We start from the raw sequence: 18,841 nt of genomic DNA on the forward strand, positions 1-18,841 counted from the left end.
CGCCGTCGGGCATCAGGAGCGGACGGCGGCCGAGGCGAAGGGCACGGCGGTGTCGGACACGATCCGGACGACCACGTCGCGCGCAGTGTCCTCGGCGCCGCCGCCGAGCCCGCGGGCGACCGGGACGAGCCGGTGGGACAGGATCAGCGGGGCGAGGTGGGCGACGTCGTCGGGCGTGACGAACGGGCGGCCGAGCAGCGCGGCGTGGGCACGGGCGGCCTGGGCCAGGTGGAGGGTCGCTCGCGGGCTCGCGCCGAGCACGAGGTCCGGGTGCGACCGGGTCGCACGGACGATCGCGACGATGTACGCCTCGACGTCGGGTGCCAGGTGCACCCCGCGCACCGCGTGCACGATCGCCCGCAGCGTCTGGACGTCGACGATCGGTCGGAGCGACGACAGCGGGTCACGGGTCCCGCGCGCGGCGAGCATCTGGCGCTCGGCGTCGGCGCTCGGGTACCCCATCGCGATGCGGGCCATGAAGCGGTCGCGCTGGGCCTCGGGCAGCGGGTAGGTGCCCTCCATGTCGATGGGGTTCTGCGTGGCCACGATCATGAACGGCGACTCGAGCGGCCGCGTCACGCCGTCGACGGTGACCTGCGCCTCGGCCATCGCCTCGAGCAGGGCCGACTGGGTCTTCGGGCTGGTGCGGTTGATCTCGTCGCCGATGACGACGTTGGCGAACACCGGTCCGGGCGAGAACCGGAAGGTGCCCGACGACTGGTCGTAGATGTTCACGCCGGTGACGTCGGAGGGCAGCATGTCCGAGGTGAACTGGATGCGGTTCACCGTCCCGCCGACCGAGGCACCGAGCGCCTTGGCGAGCACGGTCTTGCCCACGCCCGGGACGTCCTCGACGAGCAGGTGCCCCTCGGCGAGCATCACCGTGAAGGCGGTGCGGATCGCGTCGACCTTGCCGTCCACCACGGTGGAGACGGCCGCGACGACGTCGTCGCCCACCGCCCGTACGTGCTCGATCGGGAAGGCTCGGTCGGTCTGGTCCGGCACGCAGGCCTCCTCGTCTCGGGACAGGTGTCGTGCATGCTACAACGGCGCGGTGACAGGCACCGGAGGATGCGTCACCGATCATCCGGAAGGCACACTGCCGTCCGCACCACGCGCCGTGGTGGCACCCGGACGACGGACGGGAGGCGCGGTGCGGGCCCGCACCGTGCCTCCCGTCCGCCGGACCGTCACCTCAGGACGCGGGGTCGCCGTCCGGCGTCGGTCCGTCCGCCGCGACGCGCGCTGCCTCGGCGGCCAGCAGCACCTCCGCTGCGACCGCGACCCCTTCCTCGCGCCCGAGCTCGGTGTCCTCGTGCTCGATGTTCACGAGCATCTCGGGGTCGACCTCGTGCAGCGCGCGGAGGAACTCCGTCCAGTACTCGGTCGGGTGTCCCTTGCCCAGTGCCACGAAGTCCCACGACGACGGCGACGGCCACGCGTTCGCCCACTCGTCGCCGCCGAGGTTCGTGCGCGGCTCGTCCGGGGACAGCCGGCGGAACGAGTTGTCGAGCACGCCGTTGAGTGCCGCCGTCGGGTTGATCCGGACGTCCTTCGCGGCCGCGTGGACGACGAGCGGCCCGAGCTCGCGGACCACCGCGACCGGGTCCATCTGCTGCCAGAAGAGGTGCGAGGCGTCCAGCTCGACGCCCACGTTCGTGAGGCCGCCGCGCTCGACGAGTTCGCGGATCGTCGCGACGTTGAACACGAGGTTCTGCGGGTGCAGCTCGAGCGCGACCCGCACGCCGTGCTCCCGGGCGAGCGCGTCGATCTCCTGCCAGAACGGCACGGCCACGCTCCACTGGTGCTCGAGGACGTCGAGCGCCGCCGAGTTCCACGCGTTCACGACCCAGTTCGGGCGACTCCCGCCGGGTTCTCCCGCCGGCAGACCGGACATCGTCACGACGCGCGTCTGCCCGAGCCGGGCAGCCAGGCGGATGCTGCGCCGCACGTCCTCGGCGTGGGCGGGCCCGATCGCCGGGTCGGGGTGCAGCGGGTTGCCGTTGCAGTTGAGCCCGGCGATCGCGACGCCCGTGCCCGCGAACTGCGCGAGGAACGCGTCGCGGGCGTCGTCGTCGACCAGGATCGCGTCGATGTCGGGGACGTGCACCGGGGGCAGGAACCCGCCGGTGTTCAGCTCGATGCCGCTCAGGCCGTTCGCGGCCGTCGCGTGGATCGCGTCGGCGAGGGGTCGGTCGTGGAAGATCGCGTCGTACAGGCCCAGCTTCATGCGTGCACCGCCTCGGCGACGGTCTGCGTCGCACCGTCGGCTGCCGCGGAGCGTGCCACCGCGTCGAGGACCTCCATGTTGTGGACACCGTCGTGGAACGTCGCGTTCGGCGGCAACGGAGCGTCGACGCCCGCGACCTCGTCGAGGAACGCGCGTGCCTGGTACTCGAACACCTGGTTCTGTCCCCACCCGACTCCGGGTGCGTCCATCGCCATGCCACCGGCGACGTAGGGGTGGTCCGGCCCGAGCACCACCTGGCGGAACCCGCCGGTCCGCGAGCCGTCGGACCGCAGTGCGAGACCGATCTCGGACGGACGCTCCTGGTCCCAGCGTGCCGCGCCGCGCTCGCAGGACACCTCGACCACGAGGCCGTTCGGGTGGCCGGTCGCGACCCGTGACACGTCGAGCGACCCGACGACGGAGCCGTCGCCGAACCGCGCCGAGAACGTGGCGTGGTCGTCGTTCTCCACGACGGCCCGCTCGCCGGTCAGCGGCACGTCCTGCCCGCGCAGCGCGAAGCCGGCCGCGACCGGCCGCTCGGTGACCGCCGTGGTGAAGGTCCCGCCGGAGACGCTCCGCACCGGTCCGGCGAGGAACTCGGCGACGTACGTCAGGTGGGAGCCGACGTCGGCGAGCGCCCCCGTACCGGCTGCACCGGTGAAGCGCCACGAGACCGGGACGTCGGGCGAGGCTCCGTAGTCGGTCCAGTACCGGCCCGAGAGGTGCAGGACCCGTCCCAGCGTGCCGTCGGTCACGAGTTCCCGGATCGCGGCGAGGCCGGGCGCGCGGCGGTAGGTGAACCCGATCCTCCCGAAGACCCCGCGTTCCGCGGCGCGGTCGGCAGCGACGGCCATCGCTCGGGCGTCGTCGAGCGAGTCCGACAACGGCTTCTCGCACAGCACGTGCTTGCCCGCCGCGAGCAACCCCTCGACGACCTCGCGGTGCAGGTGGTTCGCGACGACCACGCTGACGACGTCGACGTCGTCCGCCGCGGCGACCGCTCGCCAGTCGGTGTCGTGGCGCTCGTAGCCGAAGCGTCGCGCGGACTCCTCGGCCACGGGCTCGTACGCGTCGCACACCGAGACGAGCCGCACGGGCGGCAGGGTGGGTGCGAAGAGGGACGGGGCGTTGCGCCACGCGGCAGCGTGCGCCTTCCCCGCCATGCCGGCGCCGATGACGGCGACGCCGATGCTGTCGACCATGCGTGCTCTCCTTCGAGACGAGTGGGTCTCTGGAACGTTCCAGAGCGCACTAGACTGTAGCGACCGCAGGCCATGTCCTGTCAAGCCCCGATCTCGCGATCCCGCCCGGAGGACCCCGTGCCGCACCGCCCGCCGACGATCGTCGACGTCGCCGCACGCGCCGGGGTGTCGAAGTCGCTCGTGTCGATGGTGCTGCGCGACGACCCGGGGGTGTCGCCCGCTCGTCGAGCAGCCGTGCTCGCCGCCGCGGAGGACCTCGGCTACCGGCCGAACCGCGCCGCCGCGATCCTCGCCGGGACCCGCACGCGCACGGTCGGCGTCGTCGTGGACGACTTCCGCAACCCCTGGTTCGTGCCCATGCTCGAGGGCGTCCGTGCGGCACTGGCCCCGCACGGGCTCCGGCTGACCCTGGCGGACACGCAGGCGAACGCGCACCTCGGCTCGTCGCCGCTCGACGACCTCCTGGCACTCCGCGTCGACGGCGTCGTGCTCGCCGCCGAGGGCACCGCCGGCACCGCGGTACCGACCGACACCCCGGTCGTCGTCGCCGGCGAGCGGGCGGCGGTCCCGCGCGGACTGGACGTCGTCGCCTCGGACGAGGCCGCCGGTGGTCGCCTCGCGACCGAGCACCTGCTGTCGCTCGGGCACCGCCACATCGTCCACGTCACCGGCTCGGGAGGCCCGGCTGCGGCCCGGCGCGCAGCTGCCGTCGAGCGCATGGTCGCCGCGGGTGCTGCACCGCTCGTGTACGGGAGCGGTGCCACCGCCGAGTCGACCGGGTACCAGGGCACCAGGCAGGCGCTGGCGGAGCACCCCGAGACCACCGCGGTGTTCGCCGCGAACGACGTCATGGCGATGGGCGCGATCGCCGCGGTGCGCGACGCCGGACTCCGCGTGCCCGAGGACGTGTCGGTGGTCGGGAACGACGAGACCCCGCTCGCATCGTCCCCACTCGTCCGCCTGACCACCGTCGACCCGCACAACGACGAGGTCGGACGACTCGCGGCGGAGCGGCTCGTGTCACTGATCGGCGCTCCGCGGGGGCACGAGGCACCGGAGCGGACCCTCGTGCCGCCGACCTTGATCGTCCGTTCGACGACCGCGCCGCCCCGCACCCAGCGGCACGGGTAGCAGCCCGACGGGCACCCGTCGTCAGCGCGGCAGGGCCTCGGTCGTCAGTGACCAGAACGCCACGCCGTGCAGTCCGAGCCGCTGTGCCAGCGTGACGCGCGCCCGGTAGGAGCGCGCGTCCGACCAGTACAGCTCGCGGCCGTCACCGAGGGTCGCCGACCACTCCCCTGCCCGTTCCGACCACCGCGCGGCACGGCCGGCCAGGGCTCGGGCGTGCGCCGGCGACACCTGCCCGGCGTCCGGTCCGCCCCACAGGTACCCGTACCCGGCGACGCCGAGGTCGATGCGGTCGGCGTCCAGCCCCTCGTGCTCGGCCGCCTCGACGACCCGCTGTGCCCACGGCAGCGCTCCGATCGTGCCGGGCGCGCTCCAGGGACCGTGCTGGTCGTAGGTCATCAGCACGAACCGGTCGACGTGCTCCGCGAGCCGACCGAGGTCGTACCCGGTGTCCTGGAAGCCCGCCGCCGAGGTGGACGCCATCACCGCCATCGACACCGGGGCTCCGGCGCCGAGCTCGTCGTGCACCGCGTCGTCGAGTGCAGCCGCGAAGGCGACGAGTCCCGCGCGGTCACGGTCGCGCAGCGATTCGAGGTCGATCTGCACGCCGGTGCAGTCGTGGTCGTGAGCCAGCGCCGCCAGCTCCCGGGCGACCCGTTCGCGGGCGACCGGGTCGGCCAGCAGCGCCGAGGCGGTCTCCGGCGAGAAGTCCCCGAGCGTCTCGGAGTAGTTGCTGACGAGGAGCTCCGGTCGAGCACCCCCGCGGGCCGCAGCACGGGCGAGTCGGTCGACGCCGTCGGGCAGTGGTGCGAGACCCTGCCCGTCTGCGGTGAGCGTGACACCGTCGATGCCGATCGTGCCCGCCCGCTCGGCGGCGGCGCGCACCCGGATGGCGGCCGTCGGCGATCCCGGCTCGACGTACGCCTCGACCGCGGGACCGTGGACAGCGGACGTGTCGGCGCAGCCGGTGAGCGCGGTGGCGGTCACGACCAGGGCGACGACGACGACGGAGCGGGCGGACGAGCGGAGCACGGGCCAACGGTAACGGGCAGGCCGAGACGCCGCCGAGGCACCGCGCTCGCCGAGAGCTCGGGCGCACCGTGCCGGAACGACAGAACCCCCGCCGGTGGCGGGGGTTCTGTTCAGTGCGGAGACGGAGGGATTTGAACCCTCGGTCCCCTCAAAGGGGACTCCACCTTAGCAGGGTGGTGCACTCGGCCGGACTATGCGACGTCTCCGTGCGCTCTCGCGAGCGCGTGTCCCACCATACAGGAGGACGAGCGTCCTCTCGACCTCACGCGACGACACGATCATCTCGGCTCGATCGCCGGGTCCCCTGAAGTGGGGACAGGTGGGGGTTGTCGGGTCGTACCCCGACGCCTAGCATCGACGGGACGCGGACATCACGTTCCGGGGGCGTCACCTCCCCTGTCGCCGCGACACAGCACCAGACACCATCCCCCCTTCTGCCGAGCCCGACGCACTCCATCGCGGCGGCCCGGACGGGGACGGTCGAGGGGCGCGGACCCGGTCCGCGCCCCGCTCTGGGTGCTCGTCGCCGTGCGCTGCCCTCGCCACACCTCAGGCAGCCGAGCGGAACCGGTCCGGCAACGCGATGAGGTCCTCGGCCAACCCCAGGAGCTCGGACGCGCACAGGTCGAGTTGTCCTCGCTCCGCCGCAGCGGCAGCCCGCTCGACCTGTTGCACCCGAGCGCGCCGCCCGACGACGGCGTCGATCCCGTTCGCCACGGCGACGTCGTCGGTGAAGAACGTGTCGAGCACGGCGCGCTGCGCCGCGAGCCAGTCGGCACTGACGATCGCACCGCGCCGTCGCAGGTACCAGGCGCCGAGCTCGACGAGCGCTCCGGCCTCCGTCATGCAGGACCGGAGCACGTGCGCATCGAAGGGCTCGTCGACACCCTGGCACCCGGGCGCGGGATCGGCGATCATCGCCCGAGCGACCCGGAGCCGCTCGACCATCTGACCGACGGACCAGGGCGCGACCATGACCCCGACGTACCGTTGCACGCTGACGAGCCGCAGCGACTCGAGCGGGACGAGCGCTTCGCGCACAGGCGTCCGCGAGACCTGCATGTCGCGGGCGATGTCGTCGAGCCGGAGCCGCTGCCCCCGCCGGTAGACCCCGCGCAGGACGTTCTCGAGCAGCTTGAGGAAGACGGCGTCCCGCAGCAGGCTGCGCCGGATGCCGTTCGGGTCGGGGACCCGGTCGTTCCCCGAGGACGATGACCGATCCATCGCCCCAGGGTCACGCACGACGACCACCGGGGGTTCCGGGGGCGGGCGACCGGTGGAACGATCCGGTCGGTGTCGGGATGTGGAGGAGTGACATGCCGAGACCCTCCCAGCGGGAGGGCCTCGGCGCTAAACATCACGTATACGAAATCTTACTTCTTGGACTCGCCGGTGAGCACGGACAACGGTTGGGTGATGTCCTCCAGGCCCTTGCGCGCCGCGTCGACCCCGAAGATCAACGCGACGACCCCACCGGCGATCATCACTGCCGAACCGAGCAGGTACCCCCAGAAGAGCGGTTCGCGCGACGACCCGTCCCCGATGAACGCGCCGTAGATCGCGGGCGCGACCGCACCGAAGATCTGCGCCAGCGCGAAGAAGTACGAGATCGCCTGCGACCGCAGCTCGAGCGGGAAGATCTCGCTCACGGTGAGGTACGCGCTCGACGCCCCGGCCGAGGCGAAGAAGAAGGAGACGCACCAGAACACGACCTGCACGGTGGCGCTGATCGCATCCGCACGGAACAGGAACGCCGAGGTCGCCAGGACGAGCCCGGACACCAGGTACGTCAGGAAGATCATCTGCCGCCGACCCCAGGTGTCGAAGAACCGGCCGAGCACGATCGGCCCCAGCAGGTTGCCGATGGCGAACGGGAAGAAGTAGACGGCCGTCTCGGCGGTCTTCAGACCGAAGAAGTTCGTGAGCACCAGGGCGTACGTGAAGAAGATCGCGTTGTAGAGGAACGCCTGCGTGATCATCATCGTCGCGCCCACCAGGGTGCGGGTCGGGTACTGCTTGAGCAGCACCTTGGCGATCGTCAGGAATCCGACCTTGTCGAGCGGCGTGACGGTCATGGCCTTCGACTGGTCGACGTCGGGCAACCGGTGTCCGGTCGACTTCTCGACCGAGGCCTCGATCTCGGAGACCGTGCGCTCGGCCTCCTCCTCGCGCCCGTGCGTCATGAGCCACCGTGGGCTCTCCGGGATGTGCCGCCGCAGGAAGATGATCGCGATGCCGAGCACCGGGCCGAGGAAGAACCCGATGCGCCACCCGATGTTCTCGGCGAAGATCGACGTGTCGAGCAGGTAGATGTTGGCGAAGGCGCCGAGCGCCGCCCCGCCCCAGTACGTGCCGTTGATCGCGATGTCCACGTGACCGCGGTACTTCGACGGGATGAGCTCGTCGATCGCGGAGTTGATCGCCGCGTACTCACCGCCGATGCCGAGGCCCGCGACGAACCGGAACGCCGCGAGGAACCAGAAGTCCTGCGCCAGGCCCGCGATGCCCGAGCCGATCAGGTAGATCGCCAGGGTGAGGATGAAGAGCTTCCGACGCCCGAGGCGGTCCGACATGCGCCCGAAGACGAGCGCTCCGACGACCTGTCCGACCAGGTAGATGGTCCCGAGCAGGGTGACCTGCTGCGTCGACAGGTCGAGGTCTGCCTGGAAGCCGGCGTTCGACACGATCTGGATCTCGAGTCCGTCGAGGATCCACGAGACCCCCAACCCGACCACGACGCTCCAGTGGAACCGCGTCCACGGCAGTCTGTCCATCCTGGCGGGGACCAGGCTCTTGATCGCCCCGTTCGTCGTACTGCTCACGAGAGCGGACCGTACTCCGGAGATTCCAGGCTGGTTCCCAGTGCCAGCGCAGCTTTACGTCCTCACAGATTCAGGAAGTCGTGCGAGGTGTGCGTCCGCCTCGGTACCGTGGCCGACGTGCCGCTGCAGAACTCGACCGACCGCATCCTGACCACGCACACCGGGTCCCTCCCCCGGACGCCCGAGCTGACCGCGCTGCTCGTCGCCCGCGACCAGGGGAAGCCCCACGACGAACAGGCGCTCCGTGACGAGACCGCCGCCGTCCTCGCGCGGACCGTCGACGCGCAGCTCGACGCCGGGATCGACGTCGTGAACGACGGCGAGGTCCCGCGCGTCGGCTTCTCCACGTACATCCGCGAGCGGCTGTCCGGCTTCGGCGGGTCAGGACACCGGAAGCCCACGCTCGACAGTGTGAAGTTCCCGGAGTACGCGGCGTTCCAGGCCCGGCAGATCGACGAGGGCGCCGAGTTCGCACGGGTGTGGGACACCCCGCTCGCCCAGGGCCTGCTCGAGTACGACCAGGAGCGCGCTGGCATCCGCGAGGACCTCGACGGCTTCGAGCGCGAACTCGCCCGCAACGCCGCCGCCGGGCGCATCCCGGCGGGCACCTTCATCTCGGCCGCGACACCCGGCATCGTCGCGACGACCCTGCTGCTCGACGACGAGAACCCGCACTACCGCGACCACCGCGAGTACGTCTTCGCCCTGGCCGAACAGCTCCGCGTCGAGTACGAGGAGATCGTCGCGCGGGGGCACGTCCTGCAGCTCGATGCCCCCGACCTCGCCATGGAGCGAGTCATCCACTTCGGCGACGCGTCGCTCGACGAGTTCCTCGCCGCCGTGGACCTGCACGTCGACGCGCTCAACCACGCGCTGCGGAACATCCCGAAGGAGCAGACGCGACTGCACGTCTGCTACGGCAACTGGCAGGGCCCGCACCAGGACGACGTCCCGGTCGACGTGCTGCTCCCCCACCTGTACCGGGCCGAGGTCGGTGCCTTCAGCATCCCGTTCGGCAACCCCCGGCACGCGCACGAGTTCCCGGCGTTCCGAGACCTGCCGCTGCCCGACGGCGCGGTGCTCGTGCCCGGCGTGATCGACGTGACGACGAACTACCTGGAACACCCGCAACTCGTCGCGAACCGGATCGTCGAGGCCGCCGAGGCCGTCGGCGACCCCACGCGGATCGTCGCGGGGACGGACTGCGGCCTGGCCACGTTCGCGAGCTACGAGTTCGTCGCTTCGGACGTCGCCTGGGCGAAGCTGCGCGTGCTCGCCGAGGGCGCCGAGATCGCGTCGCGCCGCCTGTTCGGCTGACGCTCCCGCCGCCCGTCCCGGCACGTTCGACAGCGAGACGCCGGCGTCGGCACGAGACGCACCCGACGCGGCGAGACGCCGCCGGATCCGGGGGCGTCTCACGTGGTCGAGGGCGTCTCGCAGTACAGGGACGCGGTCGTCAGCTGACACGAGGCGGACGGGAGGCGCGTGGTGGGTCCGTCTCGCGCCTCCCGTCCGTCGCGCATGTCGGTGCGCGGGCGTAGCGTGCGGACCGTGACCCGACCTGACATCCACACGGTCGGCGAGCTCCGCGCTGCTGGGCACGTCCAGAAGTCGGTCCGCGCCGAGATCCGCGACAACCTCCTCCAGGCCCTGCGCGAGGGCCGCGACCCCTGGCCCGGCCTGCACGGGTTCGAGACCACCGTCATCCCCCAGCTCGAACGCGCGCTCATCGCCGGGCACGACGTCGTGCTGCTCGGCGAACGCGGACAGGGGAAGACCCGCCTGCTCCGCACCCTGCAGGGACTGCTCGACGAGTGGACCCCGGTGATCACCGGGTCCGAGCTCGGCGAGCACCCCTTCGAACCGATCACGACGGCGAGCATCCGTCGTACCGAGGAGCTCGGCGACGCCCTGCCGGTCTCGTGGGTCCACCGCGACGAGCGCTACGTCGAGAAGCTCGCGACGCCGGACACCAGCGTCGCCGACCTGATCGGCGACGTCGACCCGATGAAGGTCGCGGAAGGGCGCAGCCTCGGCGACCCCGAGACCATCCACTTCGGCCTGATCCCCCGCGGCCACCGCGGCATCGTCGCGATCAACGAGCTCCCCGACCTCGCGGAGCGCATCCAGGTCGCGATGCTCAACGTGATGGAGGAACGCGACGTGCAGATCCGCGGCTACGTACTGCGCCTGCCGCTCGACGTGCTCGTCGTCGCGAGCGCCAACCCCGAGGACTACACGAACCGCGGCCGGATCATCACGCCGCTGAAGGACCGCTTCGGCGCCGAGATCCGCACGCACTACCCGATCGAGCTCGCGGACGAGGTCGCGGTCATCCGGCAGGAGGCCCAGCTCACCGCGGAGGTCCCCGACGCCCTGATCGAGATCCTCGCCCGCTTCACCCGCGCCCTCCGGCAGTCCAGCGCCGTCGACCAGCGCAGCGGCGTCAGCGCGCGCTTCGCCATCGCCGGGGCCGAGACGATCTCCGCCGCAGCCGTGCACCGCGCGGCGCGGCAGGGCGAGGAGCACCCCGTCGCCCGGCCGATCGACCTCGAGACCGCGGTCGACGTCCTCGGCGGCAAGATCGAGTTCGAGAACGGCGAAGAGGACCGTGCCGACGAGGTCCTCGAGCACCTGCTCCGCACCGCGACCGCCGAGACCGTCCGCTCGCGGTTCCGCGGCATCGACTTCGGCGTCCTCGTCGAGGCGCTCGACGGCGGCACGATGGTGACCACCGGCGAGCAGGTCAGCGCCCGCGCGTTCCTCGAGGGACTGCCCTCGATCGGCGAGTCGGACGTCTACGACCAGGTCTGCGAACGGCTCGGTGCGACGGACGACGGCGAGCGGGCCGGTGCGATCGAGCTCGCACTCGAGGGGCTCTTCCTCGCTCGACGCATCAGCAAGGAGTCGGGGGGCGGCGAGGCCGTCTATGGCTAGTCGGCAGAACCGCCGCCTGACCCGCGACGCCCGGTACGGGAAGACCGCCTCCTACGGGAAGTACGGGGGCGGGCCGGACCCGCTCGCTCCCCCGGTCGACCTGTCCGAGGCGCTCGACGCCATCGGCGAGGACGTCATGGGCGGCACCTCGCCCGAGCGCGCCCTCCGCGAGTTCCTCCGGCGCGGCGGCCAGACCCAGCGCGGGCTCGACGACCTGATGCGTCGCGTCGCCGAACGACGGCGCGAGCTCACCAGCCGGAACAACCTCGACGGCACCCTGCAGCAGGTCAAGGAGCTCCTCGACGAGGCCCTGCTCGCCGAGCGCGGTGAGCTCGCCCGGAACGTCGACCTCGACGACGGCGACCGCGCCCTGGCCGAGATGCAGCTCGACAGCCTGCCGCCGTCGCCCGCGAGCGCCGTGCAGGAGCTGAACGGCTACGACTGGAAGAGCCCGACCGCCCGGCAGAAGTACGACGAGATCAAGGACCTGCTCGGGCGCGAGGTGCTGGACCAGCGGTTCGCCGGCATGAAGCAGGCGCTCGAGAACGCGAGCGACGACGACCGCGCGGCCGTGTCCGACATGATGCGCGACCTCAACCAGCTGCTCGAGGACCACCGGCGGGGCGCCGACACGCAGGAGCAGTTCGACGCGTTCATGGCGCAGCACGGGCAGCACTTCCCGTCCGACCCGAAGAACGTCGAGGAGCTGCTCGACGACCTCGCCGCACGAGCCGCTGCCGCGCAGCGGATGCGGAACTCGATGACGCAGGCGCAGCGCGACGAGCTCGACGCCCTGGCGCAGCAGGCGTTCGGTTCGCCGGACCTGATGGGCCAGCTCGGGCAGCTCGACGACAACCTCCGTGCGCTCCGTCCCGGCGAGGACTGGGGCGGCTCGGAGCGGATGGACGGCGAGCAGGGCCTCGGGCTCGGCGACGGCACCGGTGTCTTCCAGGACATCGCCGACCTCGATGCCCTGGCCGAGCAGCTCGCGCAGTCCGGTCCGGGTTCCGACCTGGCCGACCTCGACCTCGATGCCCTGCAGCGTCAGCTCGGGGACGAGGCAACGGTCGACGCCCGGACCCTGCAGCGGTTGGAGCAGGCCCTCCGGGACTCCGGGGCCCTGAAGCGCGGCTCGGACGGGCAGCTCCGCCTGAGCCCGAAGGCGATGCGGCAGCTCGGCAAGAGCCTGCTCAAGGACGTCGCCGAGCGGATGTCGGGGCGCCAGGGTGCCCGCGACCTCCGTCGGTCCGGCGCGTCCGGTGAACCTTCGGGTGCGACGCGTCCGTGGGCGTTCGGCGACACCGAACCGTGGGACCTCCCCCGGTCGATCACCAACGCCCTCGTCCGGACAGCGGCCGACGGACGGACCGGCGCGGGCGTCCGCCTGACGATCGACGATGTCGAGGTGCAGGAGACCGAGGCCCGGACGCAGGCCTGTGTCGCGCTGCTCGTCGACACGTCGTTCTCGATGGCGATGGAGGACCGCTGGGTCCCGATGAAGCGCACCGCCCTCGCGCTCCACACCCTCGTCAGCACCCGGTTCCGCGGGGACGACCTGCAGCTCATCGCCTTCGGTCGCGAAGCCGAGGTGATGGACGTCGACCAGCTCGTCGGCCTGGACGCGCAGTGGGACAAGGGCACGAACCTGCACCACGCCCTGCTGCTGGCGAACCGGCACTTCCGGAAGCACCCGACGGCCCAGCCCGTGCTGCTGGTCGTGACCGACGGCGAGCCGACGTCGCACCTCGAGCCGAACGGGCAGGTCTGGTTCGGCTACCCACCCGACCCGGTGACGATCGCGCTGACCGTCCGCGAGCTCGAGAACGCCGGCCGGCTCGGCGCGCAGACGACGTTCTTCCGGCTCGGTGACGACCCCGGGTTGGCGCGGTTCGTCGACGCGATGGCTCGGCGGGTGGACGGCTCGGTCGTCGCGCCGGAGAACGACGACCTCGGGGCCGCCGTGGTCGGGTCGTACCTCGGAGCCCGACGCGGAGGCGCGTCCCTGTTCGGCGACGACTGGACGGGCTGAACGCCACCACCCGCCGGACGGGAGGCGCGGTGCCGGCCGGTACCGCGCCTCCCGTCCGTCAGAAGAGCGGCCAGGGGACGGCGGGGCCGTGCCCGGGCGGCGGCGGGAACATCCCGACCGCGCGCAGGGCGGCGCAACGCGCCCGCAGGTTGTCGATCTCCCCGCGGGTCAGGTGCTCGGCCAGCGCGACGCCGAGGTCGCCCCGGAGCGCCTCGGACACCCGGTCGAGCCCCTCGAGCTCGTCGGGGTCGAGCGGCTCCCCGATCCAGCCCCACAGGACCGTGCGGAGCTTGTGGTCCACGTGGAAGGTCAGCCCGTGGTCGACGCCGTACCGGTGCCCGTCGGGCATGGCGAGCACGTGCCCGCCCTTGCGGTCGGCGTTGTTCACCACCACGTCGAACACCGCCATCCGGCGGAGCGCCGCGGTGTCCTCGTGCACGAGCGTGACCGGCTGGTCGTGCTCGTCGATCGCCTCGAGCACGGGCAGCCACGGGGTGCCCTCGGCGTCGGCCTCGTCGGTCGGCACCAGGTCGACGGCGTCCTGCTCCGGGTCGACGTCCTGCCAGCGCTGGACCATGCCGGGGCCGAACGGGCCGTCGCCGAGCCACGTGGGTGGTACGAGGCCCCACCCGAAGGCCTCGGAGACCAGGTGTGCGGCCACTTCGCGGCCGGCGAGGGTGCCGTCCGGGAAGTCCCACAGCGGTCGTTCGCCGCCGACGGGCTTGTACACGACGGACTCGCCGTCGAGGTCCGCGAGGAACGTGGCGTTCGACGCCTCGCGGATGCGCGCCCGGATCGTCAGCGGGCCGTCGTACCGGGGTGCAGCGTCGCTCATGCGGCGGGGCTCATTCCTCGGGGCTCACGCGTCGCCGGGGCGTCGACCTGCCGCGACGACCTCGCGCGTGCGTTCGACGAAGGCCCGGGCGCTGCCGACGGGGATCTTCACCTGGAAGACCTCGGCCGGCTCGGGCATCTCGACGACGGCCTCGACCTCGTCGCCGTCCTCGTTCGTCTCGGTGACGATCTCGAGTTCGTCCTCGATCGGGTACGCCTCGATGACCACCTGCGCGGTCGCCGGGTCGAACCCCAGGCTCAGGGCACCCGCACGGAACTCGGGCTCCACCGGCTGGTCGAGGGGGGCGGCGTCGCGCAGCTCGGACGGCGCTGCCGGCGGGACGCTGAAGCGGTTGTCCTCGACGGTCGCGACCTCGTCGAGGAGCTCGGCGACCTTGTCCGCGAGCACCGCCGACTGCTCCTTCTCGAGGGCGACGCTGGTCACCCGCTTGCCGTCGCGCGCCTGCAGGTAGAAGGCGCGCTCGCCCGGGCGGCCGACCGTCCCGACGACGAGACGTTCCGGCCAGTCGAAGCCGTGCACGATGGTGGGCATGACCCGATTGTAGGAGCGTGCGACTCCGTCCGTTCAGGGTCGAGCGGTCCCCGGCCGACCGTCGCCCGCGCCGTCGGACGAGCGGGTCCCGTCGTGCCCGGCTCCGCCGCCGACCGCGGCGTCGCCCGAGGGGGCCGGTGCCGCAGCGAGCCACGACAGGTCGCCCGAGTCGGTGTTCGTCGCGACGACCTCGGGCCGGTGCTCGCCGTAGCGGACGACCGACACCGACGCCGGGCCGACGGCGATCCGTTGGAACAGGTCGAGGTGCATGCCGAGGGCGTCGGCGAGGACGGACTTCACGATGTCGCCGTGGCTCACCGCGACCCAGACGGCGGTCGGACCGTGCTCGGCCTCGACCTCGGCGTCGATGCGCCGGATCGCGGCGACGGCACGGGACTGCATGGTCTGCATGGACTCGCCGCCGGGGAACACCACGGCGCTCGGGTTCGCCTGGACCGTGCGCCACAGCGGCTCCTTCGCCAGGTCCGCGAGCTTGCGGCCCTGCCAGTCGCCGTAGTCGGCTTCCGTGATCGCTCGTTCGACGCGCACGTCGGGGCTGCCCTGCTGCCGGGCGAGCAGGGCACGGGCGGTCTGGCGGCAGCGCTCGAGCGGGCTCGTGACGAGCGCGGCGAGGGGGATCGGCGCGATGCGCTCGGCGGCACGGTCGGCCTGTTCGCGGCCGACCCGGTCGAGGGCGACCCCGGCGGTGCGACCCGCCAGGACGCCGGTCGCGTTCGCGGTGGTGCGTCCGTGCCGGACGAGGAGGACGGTCGCCATGCGGTCGATCCTAGGCACCCGGGCCGACGGTGCGCGAAGCGGATGGCGGACAGTGGTCGGCGCCACGCCGGTCATGCACGAAGATGGTCCGGTGCTCGTCTCCATCGTCTACATGAGCCGCTCGGCGGTGCCCTTCGACGACGACGCGCTCGCCGAGCTCCTGCGCGAGTCACGGCTGCGGAACGAGGCGCTCGGGGTGTCCGGGCTGCTCGTGGCGAAGGGCGGGCGGTTCATGCAGCTGCTCGAGGGCCCAGCGTGGAGCGTGGACGACCGCTTCGGTGCGATCGCGCGCGACCCCCGCCACGACGGCGTGAAGTCGCTGATCCGCGAGGACATCGAGCGCCGACGGTTCGACGGCTGGTCGATGGCCTACCGGTCGCTCGACGAGACCGACGTCGCGACCGAGGACGGCTTCAGCCCGTTCCTGTCGGGCACGATGGACTTCGCTCCCGAGTTCGACGGCACGAGCGCCGCGTGGCTGCTCAAGTGGTTCCGCGACCGCGAGCTCACCGACCGCTGACGCCGTCCGTCGTGACGAACGTGTCCTCGACCACCCCGAGCAACCGCGCCCGGTGCGCCGGAGCGGCGGTCGCCTGCACGACCACCCGCCACATCACCGCGACGGCGGGGTCGAGGTCCGCGCGACCGCTCCGCACCTCGGCGACCAGCTGCACGCCGGTGAAGTACGGCACGACCGATCCGCCGAGCTCCTCGGGGGTGAGGTCGGTCTCCAGCTCCCCACTGCCGATCGCGAACCGGAACACGTCGACGATCCCGCCGATCCACTGCTCGTAGAACGACGACGTCGCGCCGGAGAACTCGCCGCGTTCGAGCGACAGCCGGATGCCGGCGCGGACGATCGGGTCGGTGCGGAGCAGGTCCGCGATCTGCTTCGACGCCCCGATCAGCGCGGCCGTCGGTGAGGTGGCGTCGTGGCGCACCTCGGCGAAGGTCCGCGCGTTCTGCTCGTCGATCACGCCGAGGGCGAGTGCGAGCTTCGTCGGGAAGTGGAAGTGCAGCGTCCCCTGCGCGACGCCGGCGCGTCGTGCGACGGCGGCGATCGACGTGGCGGCGAAGCCGACACGGTCGAACTCCTCCGCCGCGGCCACCAAGATCTGCTCACGTTTCCCCACGTGACCAGTGTCACGGACGGGAGGCACGGTGCGGGCGTGCACCGTGCCTCCAGTCCGAGGGTGGTCGCGCTGGGTCGTCGGGAACGACGGCTAGGCGGCGTGACGGGCCAGGGTCATCCGCTCCTCGGGCACGTCCTGCAGGTCGCGTCCACGGAACCAGCGGAGCAGCCAGTCGGCCGGCGAGCCGGCCAGGTCGGCCGGCAGGCCGGAGCGCTCGGTGAGGAAGGTGTTGAAGCCGGGCTCGTCGCGGACCTCGAGGTCCGAGGGGTTGCCGAACGCCATCGACCAGCCGTCGAAGCGGCGGGCCTCGATGTCCTCGCGGGAGAGCGACTTGACGTCGTGGTGCCGGGTGTCGCGCTCGATCGCGGCGAAGCGGTCCTCGACGCTCCAGGACGGACCCTCGAGCACCTGCATGAAGCGGCCGCCCTTCGCGAGGAGGAGTCCGGAGACGCCGAGCGCGTCGTTGCGCAGGCGGGCTTCACGGAGCATGGCGACCAGCTGGTCGTCGGTCATCTCGTCGACGGCGACGGACATGTACACGAGTGAGGTGAGTTGCGTCATCGGCGCCAGTCTGTGTCCTGCTCGGGTGGAGGGTCAACGCGGTCGTCCGCACACCGCATCGAGGTGCGGTGTGCGGACGACCGCGGTGTTCTACGTCTTGTAGAGTGAGCGCTCGTGCGGCGCCGTGCCGCACTCCCGACCGACAGCCCGCCAGCTCGCCAGCTCGCCAGCCCGACAGGACCCCGCGCTCCGATGCCCGTCACCGCCCCGCCGCCGTCCCGCGGCTGGTTCGCCCAGCTCCTCCTCCGTCTGCACTTCACCGCAGGGCTCTTCGTCGGCCCGTTCGTCCTGGTGGCCGCGCTCTCCGGCGCCGTCTACGCCCTCGCCCCGTCGATCGAGCAGGGCGTGTACCGACAGGAGCTCACGGCGCCCTCGACGGCGACGGCGCTCCCCCTCGCCGACCAGGTCGCCGCCGCCGAGCGCTACGTCGCCGAGCGCCACCCGGACGACACCGTCGCCGAGGTCCGACCGGCTCCGGAGCCCGGCACCACCACGCGCGTGATGTTCACCGAGGAAGGACTGCTCGAGTCCCAGACCCGCGCGGTGTTCGTCGACCCCGGCGACGCCACCGTGCGTGGGGACCTGCCGGTGTACGGCACGTCGGGCTCGCTCCCCTTCCGCACCTGGATCAGCACCCTGCACCGCAGCCTGTTCCTCGGCGACGTCGGACGGCTCTACAGCGAGACCGCGGCGTCGTGGCTCGGCATCGTGTCGCTCGCCGGCATCGGCCTCTGGGCGTTCCGCATCCGACGAGCCCGTCGGAAGCGCGACCTCGTGCTGCCGGACAACCGGGTGACCGGGTACCGGCGGACGTTCTCGTGGCACGCGGCGACGGGCGCGTGGGTGCTCCTCGGCGCTCTGTTCCTGTCGGCCACGGGCATCACCTGGTCGCACTTCGCGGGCGACAACGTCAGCTCGCTCCGGTCCGCGCTCAGCTGGCAGGCACCGACGGTCGACACCGCACTCGGCGACCCGTCGTCGGCAGCGTCGGCTCCGGGCGGCGAGCACGCCGGACACCACGGCGGCGGTGCGATGACGATGCGCTCGGTGACGACCACGCCCGAGCAGTTCGACCAGGTGCTCGCGGTCGCCCGCGACTCCGGCGTCCGGGCAGCCGAGGTCCGGATCCGCCCGCCGGCGACGGCCGGCACCGCGTGGACGGTCGAGGAGATCAAGCTCAGCTGGCCGGTCGCGATGAACGCCGTCGCCGTGGACCCGAGCACGATGACGGCGGTGTCCGGGGTCACCTGGGCCGACTACCCGCTCATGGCGAAGGCCGCGAAGCTCGGCATCAACACGCACATGGGGGCACTGTTCGGGCTGGCGAACCAGGTCGTGCTGCTCCTGGCGACACTCGGGATCGCAGCGATGGTCGTGTTCGGGTACGTCATGTGGTGGCAGCGCCGGCCCGCGGGCGCGCGCTCCGGTCGTGCCCCGGCCGCGGGGGCGCTGGCCCGGGCCCCGTGGTGGGGCACCGCCGCGGTGGTCGTGGTCGCCGTCGGCCTCGCCCTGCTGCTGCCGGTCGTCGGGGTCACCCTGCTCGGGTTCCTGCTGGTCGACGCTCTCCTCGCCACCTCCGGTCGGCGCAGGGCCCGGCGGTAGC

At 72.2% G+C, this 18,841-nt stretch carries 17 protein-coding genes and 1 tRNA gene; 6 read left to right on the forward strand and 12 right to left on the reverse strand.

The window, feature by feature from the left end:
* Window positions 1-12 precede the first annotated feature (12 nt).
* From ACIPEQ_RS10815 to ACIPEQ_RS10825, 3 genes are all read right to left on the reverse strand, one after another.
* Window positions 13-1,005 (reverse strand): AAA family ATPase, encoded by a 993-nt coding sequence (locus ACIPEQ_RS10815; protein WP_402715145.1) that lies wholly within the window; start codon window positions 1,003-1,005, stop codon window positions 13-15.
* A 190-nt stretch (window positions 1,006-1,195) separates the two neighbouring features.
* Window positions 1,196-2,230, reverse strand: a complete 1,035-nt coding sequence (locus tag ACIPEQ_RS10820) for a sugar phosphate isomerase/epimerase family protein (protein WP_402715146.1) — start codon at window positions 2,228-2,230, stop codon at window positions 1,196-1,198.
* Entirely contained in the window at window positions 2,227-3,432 is a 1,206-nt protein-coding gene (locus ACIPEQ_RS10825) for a Gfo/Idh/MocA family protein (RefSeq protein WP_402715147.1), read from the reverse strand. The genes ACIPEQ_RS10820 and ACIPEQ_RS10825 overlap by 4 nt, the downstream gene beginning before the upstream one ends.
* 72 nt (window positions 3,433-3,504) lie before the next feature.
* Here ACIPEQ_RS10825 and ACIPEQ_RS10830 point away from each other — a divergent pair, with 72 nt between their 5' ends.
* The gene (locus tag ACIPEQ_RS10830) at window positions 3,505-4,563 is read left to right on the forward strand and encodes a LacI family DNA-binding transcriptional regulator (RefSeq protein ID WP_402715148.1); all 1,059 of its coding nucleotides are present in this window, start codon (window positions 3,505-3,507) and stop codon (window positions 4,561-4,563) included.
* A 21-nt stretch (window positions 4,564-4,584) separates the two neighbouring features.
* On the opposite strand, the gene ACIPEQ_RS10835 is transcribed toward ACIPEQ_RS10830, so the two are convergent.
* The 4 genes from ACIPEQ_RS10835 to ACIPEQ_RS10850 form a co-directional block, all read right to left on the reverse strand.
* Window positions 4,585-5,592 carry a glycosyl hydrolase family 18 protein gene (locus ACIPEQ_RS10835; RefSeq protein ID WP_402715149.1) on the reverse strand — a complete coding sequence of 336 codons (1,008 nt, stop codon included), beginning with the start codon at window positions 5,590-5,592 and terminating at the stop codon, window positions 4,585-4,587.
* Window positions 5,593-5,708: 116 nt separating this feature from the next.
* Window positions 5,709-5,798 (reverse strand) — tRNA-Ser (locus tag ACIPEQ_RS10840).
* A gap of 343 nt (window positions 5,799-6,141) precedes the next feature.
* On the reverse strand, window positions 6,142-6,816 hold the full coding sequence (locus ACIPEQ_RS10845; protein ID WP_402715150.1) for a GntR family transcriptional regulator: 675 nt from the start codon (window positions 6,814-6,816) through the stop codon (window positions 6,142-6,144).
* A gap of 149 nt (window positions 6,817-6,965) precedes the next feature.
* Complete coding sequence (locus tag ACIPEQ_RS10850) at window positions 6,966-8,366, reverse strand: MFS transporter (protein WP_209679638.1); 1,401 nt, start codon at window positions 8,364-8,366, stop codon at window positions 6,966-6,968.
* Between the two features lie 165 nt (window positions 8,367-8,531).
* Here ACIPEQ_RS10850 and ACIPEQ_RS10855 point away from each other — a divergent pair, with 165 nt between their 5' ends.
* The 3 genes from ACIPEQ_RS10855 (at window position 8,532) to ACIPEQ_RS10865 (ending at window position 13,380) form a co-directional block, all read left to right on the forward strand.
* Window positions 8,532-9,731, forward strand: coding sequence for a cobalamin-independent methionine synthase II family protein (locus ACIPEQ_RS10855; protein ID WP_250367728.1), 1,200 nt, complete (start codon window positions 8,532-8,534; stop codon window positions 9,729-9,731).
* Window positions 9,732-9,935: 204 nt separating this feature from the next.
* The gene (locus tag ACIPEQ_RS10860) at window positions 9,936-11,351 is read left to right on the forward strand and encodes a magnesium chelatase (RefSeq protein ID WP_402715151.1); all 1,416 of its coding nucleotides are present in this window, start codon (window positions 9,936-9,938) and stop codon (window positions 11,349-11,351) included.
* Window positions 11,344-13,380, forward strand: coding sequence for a VWA domain-containing protein (locus tag ACIPEQ_RS10865; protein ID WP_402715152.1), 2,037 nt, complete (start codon window positions 11,344-11,346; stop codon window positions 13,378-13,380). The genes ACIPEQ_RS10860 and ACIPEQ_RS10865 overlap by 8 nt, the downstream gene beginning before the upstream one ends.
* A 58-nt stretch (window positions 13,381-13,438) precedes the next feature.
* Here ACIPEQ_RS10865 and ACIPEQ_RS10870 read toward each other — a convergent pair whose 3' ends face one another.
* Genes ACIPEQ_RS10870 through ACIPEQ_RS10880 form a run of 3 tightly spaced genes read right to left on the reverse strand, consistent with a single transcriptional unit; the run spans window position 13,439 to window position 15,544 of the window.
* Complete coding sequence (locus tag ACIPEQ_RS10870) at window positions 13,439-14,215, reverse strand: SCO1664 family protein (RefSeq protein ID WP_402715153.1); 777 nt, start codon at window positions 14,213-14,215, stop codon at window positions 13,439-13,441.
* A 24-nt stretch (window positions 14,216-14,239) separates the two neighbouring features.
* On the reverse strand, window positions 14,240-14,767 hold the full coding sequence (locus tag ACIPEQ_RS10875) for a DUF3090 domain-containing protein (protein ID WP_058749661.1): 528 nt from the start codon (window positions 14,765-14,767) through the stop codon (window positions 14,240-14,242).
* Window positions 14,768-14,800: 33 nt separating this feature from the next.
* Entirely contained in the window at window positions 14,801-15,544 is a 744-nt protein-coding gene (locus tag ACIPEQ_RS10880; protein ID WP_402715154.1) for an MSMEG_4193 family putative phosphomutase, read from the reverse strand.
* A gap of 91 nt (window positions 15,545-15,635) precedes the next feature.
* Here ACIPEQ_RS10880 and ACIPEQ_RS10885 point away from each other — a divergent pair, with 91 nt between their 5' ends.
* Window positions 15,636-16,064 (forward strand): BLUF domain-containing protein, encoded by a 429-nt coding sequence (locus tag ACIPEQ_RS10885; protein WP_402715155.1) that lies wholly within the window; start codon window positions 15,636-15,638, stop codon window positions 16,062-16,064.
* Here the strand turns inward: ACIPEQ_RS10885 and ACIPEQ_RS10890 are convergent.
* On the reverse strand, window positions 16,051-16,677 hold the full coding sequence (locus ACIPEQ_RS10890; RefSeq protein ID WP_402715156.1) for a ScbR family autoregulator-binding transcription factor: 627 nt from the start codon (window positions 16,675-16,677) through the stop codon (window positions 16,051-16,053). The two genes, ACIPEQ_RS10885 and ACIPEQ_RS10890, sit on opposite strands and share 14 nt — an antisense overlap.
* Window positions 16,678-16,767: 90 nt before the next feature.
* Window positions 16,768-17,238, reverse strand: coding sequence for a BLUF domain-containing protein (locus ACIPEQ_RS10895; RefSeq protein ID WP_402715157.1), 471 nt, complete (start codon window positions 17,236-17,238; stop codon window positions 16,768-16,770).
* A gap of 192 nt (window positions 17,239-17,430) precedes the next feature.
* Here ACIPEQ_RS10895 and ACIPEQ_RS10900 point away from each other — a divergent pair, with 192 nt between their 5' ends.
* Window positions 17,431-18,840: a PepSY-associated TM helix domain-containing protein gene (locus ACIPEQ_RS10900; protein ID WP_402715158.1), complete on the forward strand. Its 1,410-nt coding sequence runs from the start codon at window positions 17,431-17,433 to the stop codon at window positions 18,838-18,840.
* Window position 18,841: the final 1 nt, after the last annotated feature.

It is taken from the genome of Curtobacterium sp. NPDC087080, from assembly GCF_044745105.1.
Classification (GTDB): Bacteria; Actinomycetota; Actinomycetes; order Actinomycetales; family Microbacteriaceae; genus Curtobacterium.

Excerpts from the sequence above, each read along its gene's own strand:
- ACIPEQ_RS10820 (WP_402715146.1), bottom strand. The coding sequence starts at position 2,230 with ATGAAGCTGGGCCTGTACGACGCGATCTTCCACGACCGACCCCTCGCC.
- ACIPEQ_RS10825 (WP_402715147.1), bottom strand. The coding sequence starts at position 3,432 with ATGGTCGACAGCATCGGCGTCGCCGTCATCGGCGCCGGCATGGCGGGG.
- ACIPEQ_RS10830 (WP_402715148.1), top strand. The coding sequence starts at position 3,505 with ATGTCCTGTCAAGCCCCGATCTCGCGATCCCGCCCGGAGGACCCCGTG.
- ACIPEQ_RS10845 (WP_402715150.1), bottom strand. The coding sequence starts at position 6,816 with ATGGATCGGTCATCGTCCTCGGGGAACGACCGGGTCCCCGACCCGAAC.
- ACIPEQ_RS10850 (WP_209679638.1), bottom strand. The coding sequence starts at position 8,366 with ATGGACAGACTGCCGTGGACGCGGTTCCACTGGAGCGTCGTGGTCGGG.
- ACIPEQ_RS10860 (WP_402715151.1), top strand. The coding sequence starts at position 9,936 with ATGTCGGTGCGCGGGCGTAGCGTGCGGACCGTGACCCGACCTGACATC.
- ACIPEQ_RS10865 (WP_402715152.1), top strand. The coding sequence starts at position 11,344 with ATGGCTAGTCGGCAGAACCGCCGCCTGACCCGCGACGCCCGGTACGGG.
- ACIPEQ_RS10870 (WP_402715153.1), bottom strand. The coding sequence starts at position 14,215 with ATGAGCGACGCTGCACCCCGGTACGACGGCCCGCTGACGATCCGGGCG.
- ACIPEQ_RS10875 (WP_058749661.1), bottom strand. The coding sequence starts at position 14,767 with ATGCCCACCATCGTGCACGGCTTCGACTGGCCGGAACGTCTCGTCGTC.
- ACIPEQ_RS10880 (WP_402715154.1), bottom strand. The coding sequence starts at position 15,544 with ATGGCGACCGTCCTCCTCGTCCGGCACGGACGCACCACCGCGAACGCG.
- ACIPEQ_RS10895 (WP_402715157.1), bottom strand. The coding sequence starts at position 17,238 with ATGACGCAACTCACCTCACTCGTGTACATGTCCGTCGCCGTCGACGAG.
- ACIPEQ_RS10900 (WP_402715158.1), top strand. The coding sequence starts at position 17,431 with ATGCCCGTCACCGCCCCGCCGCCGTCCCGCGGCTGGTTCGCCCAGCTC.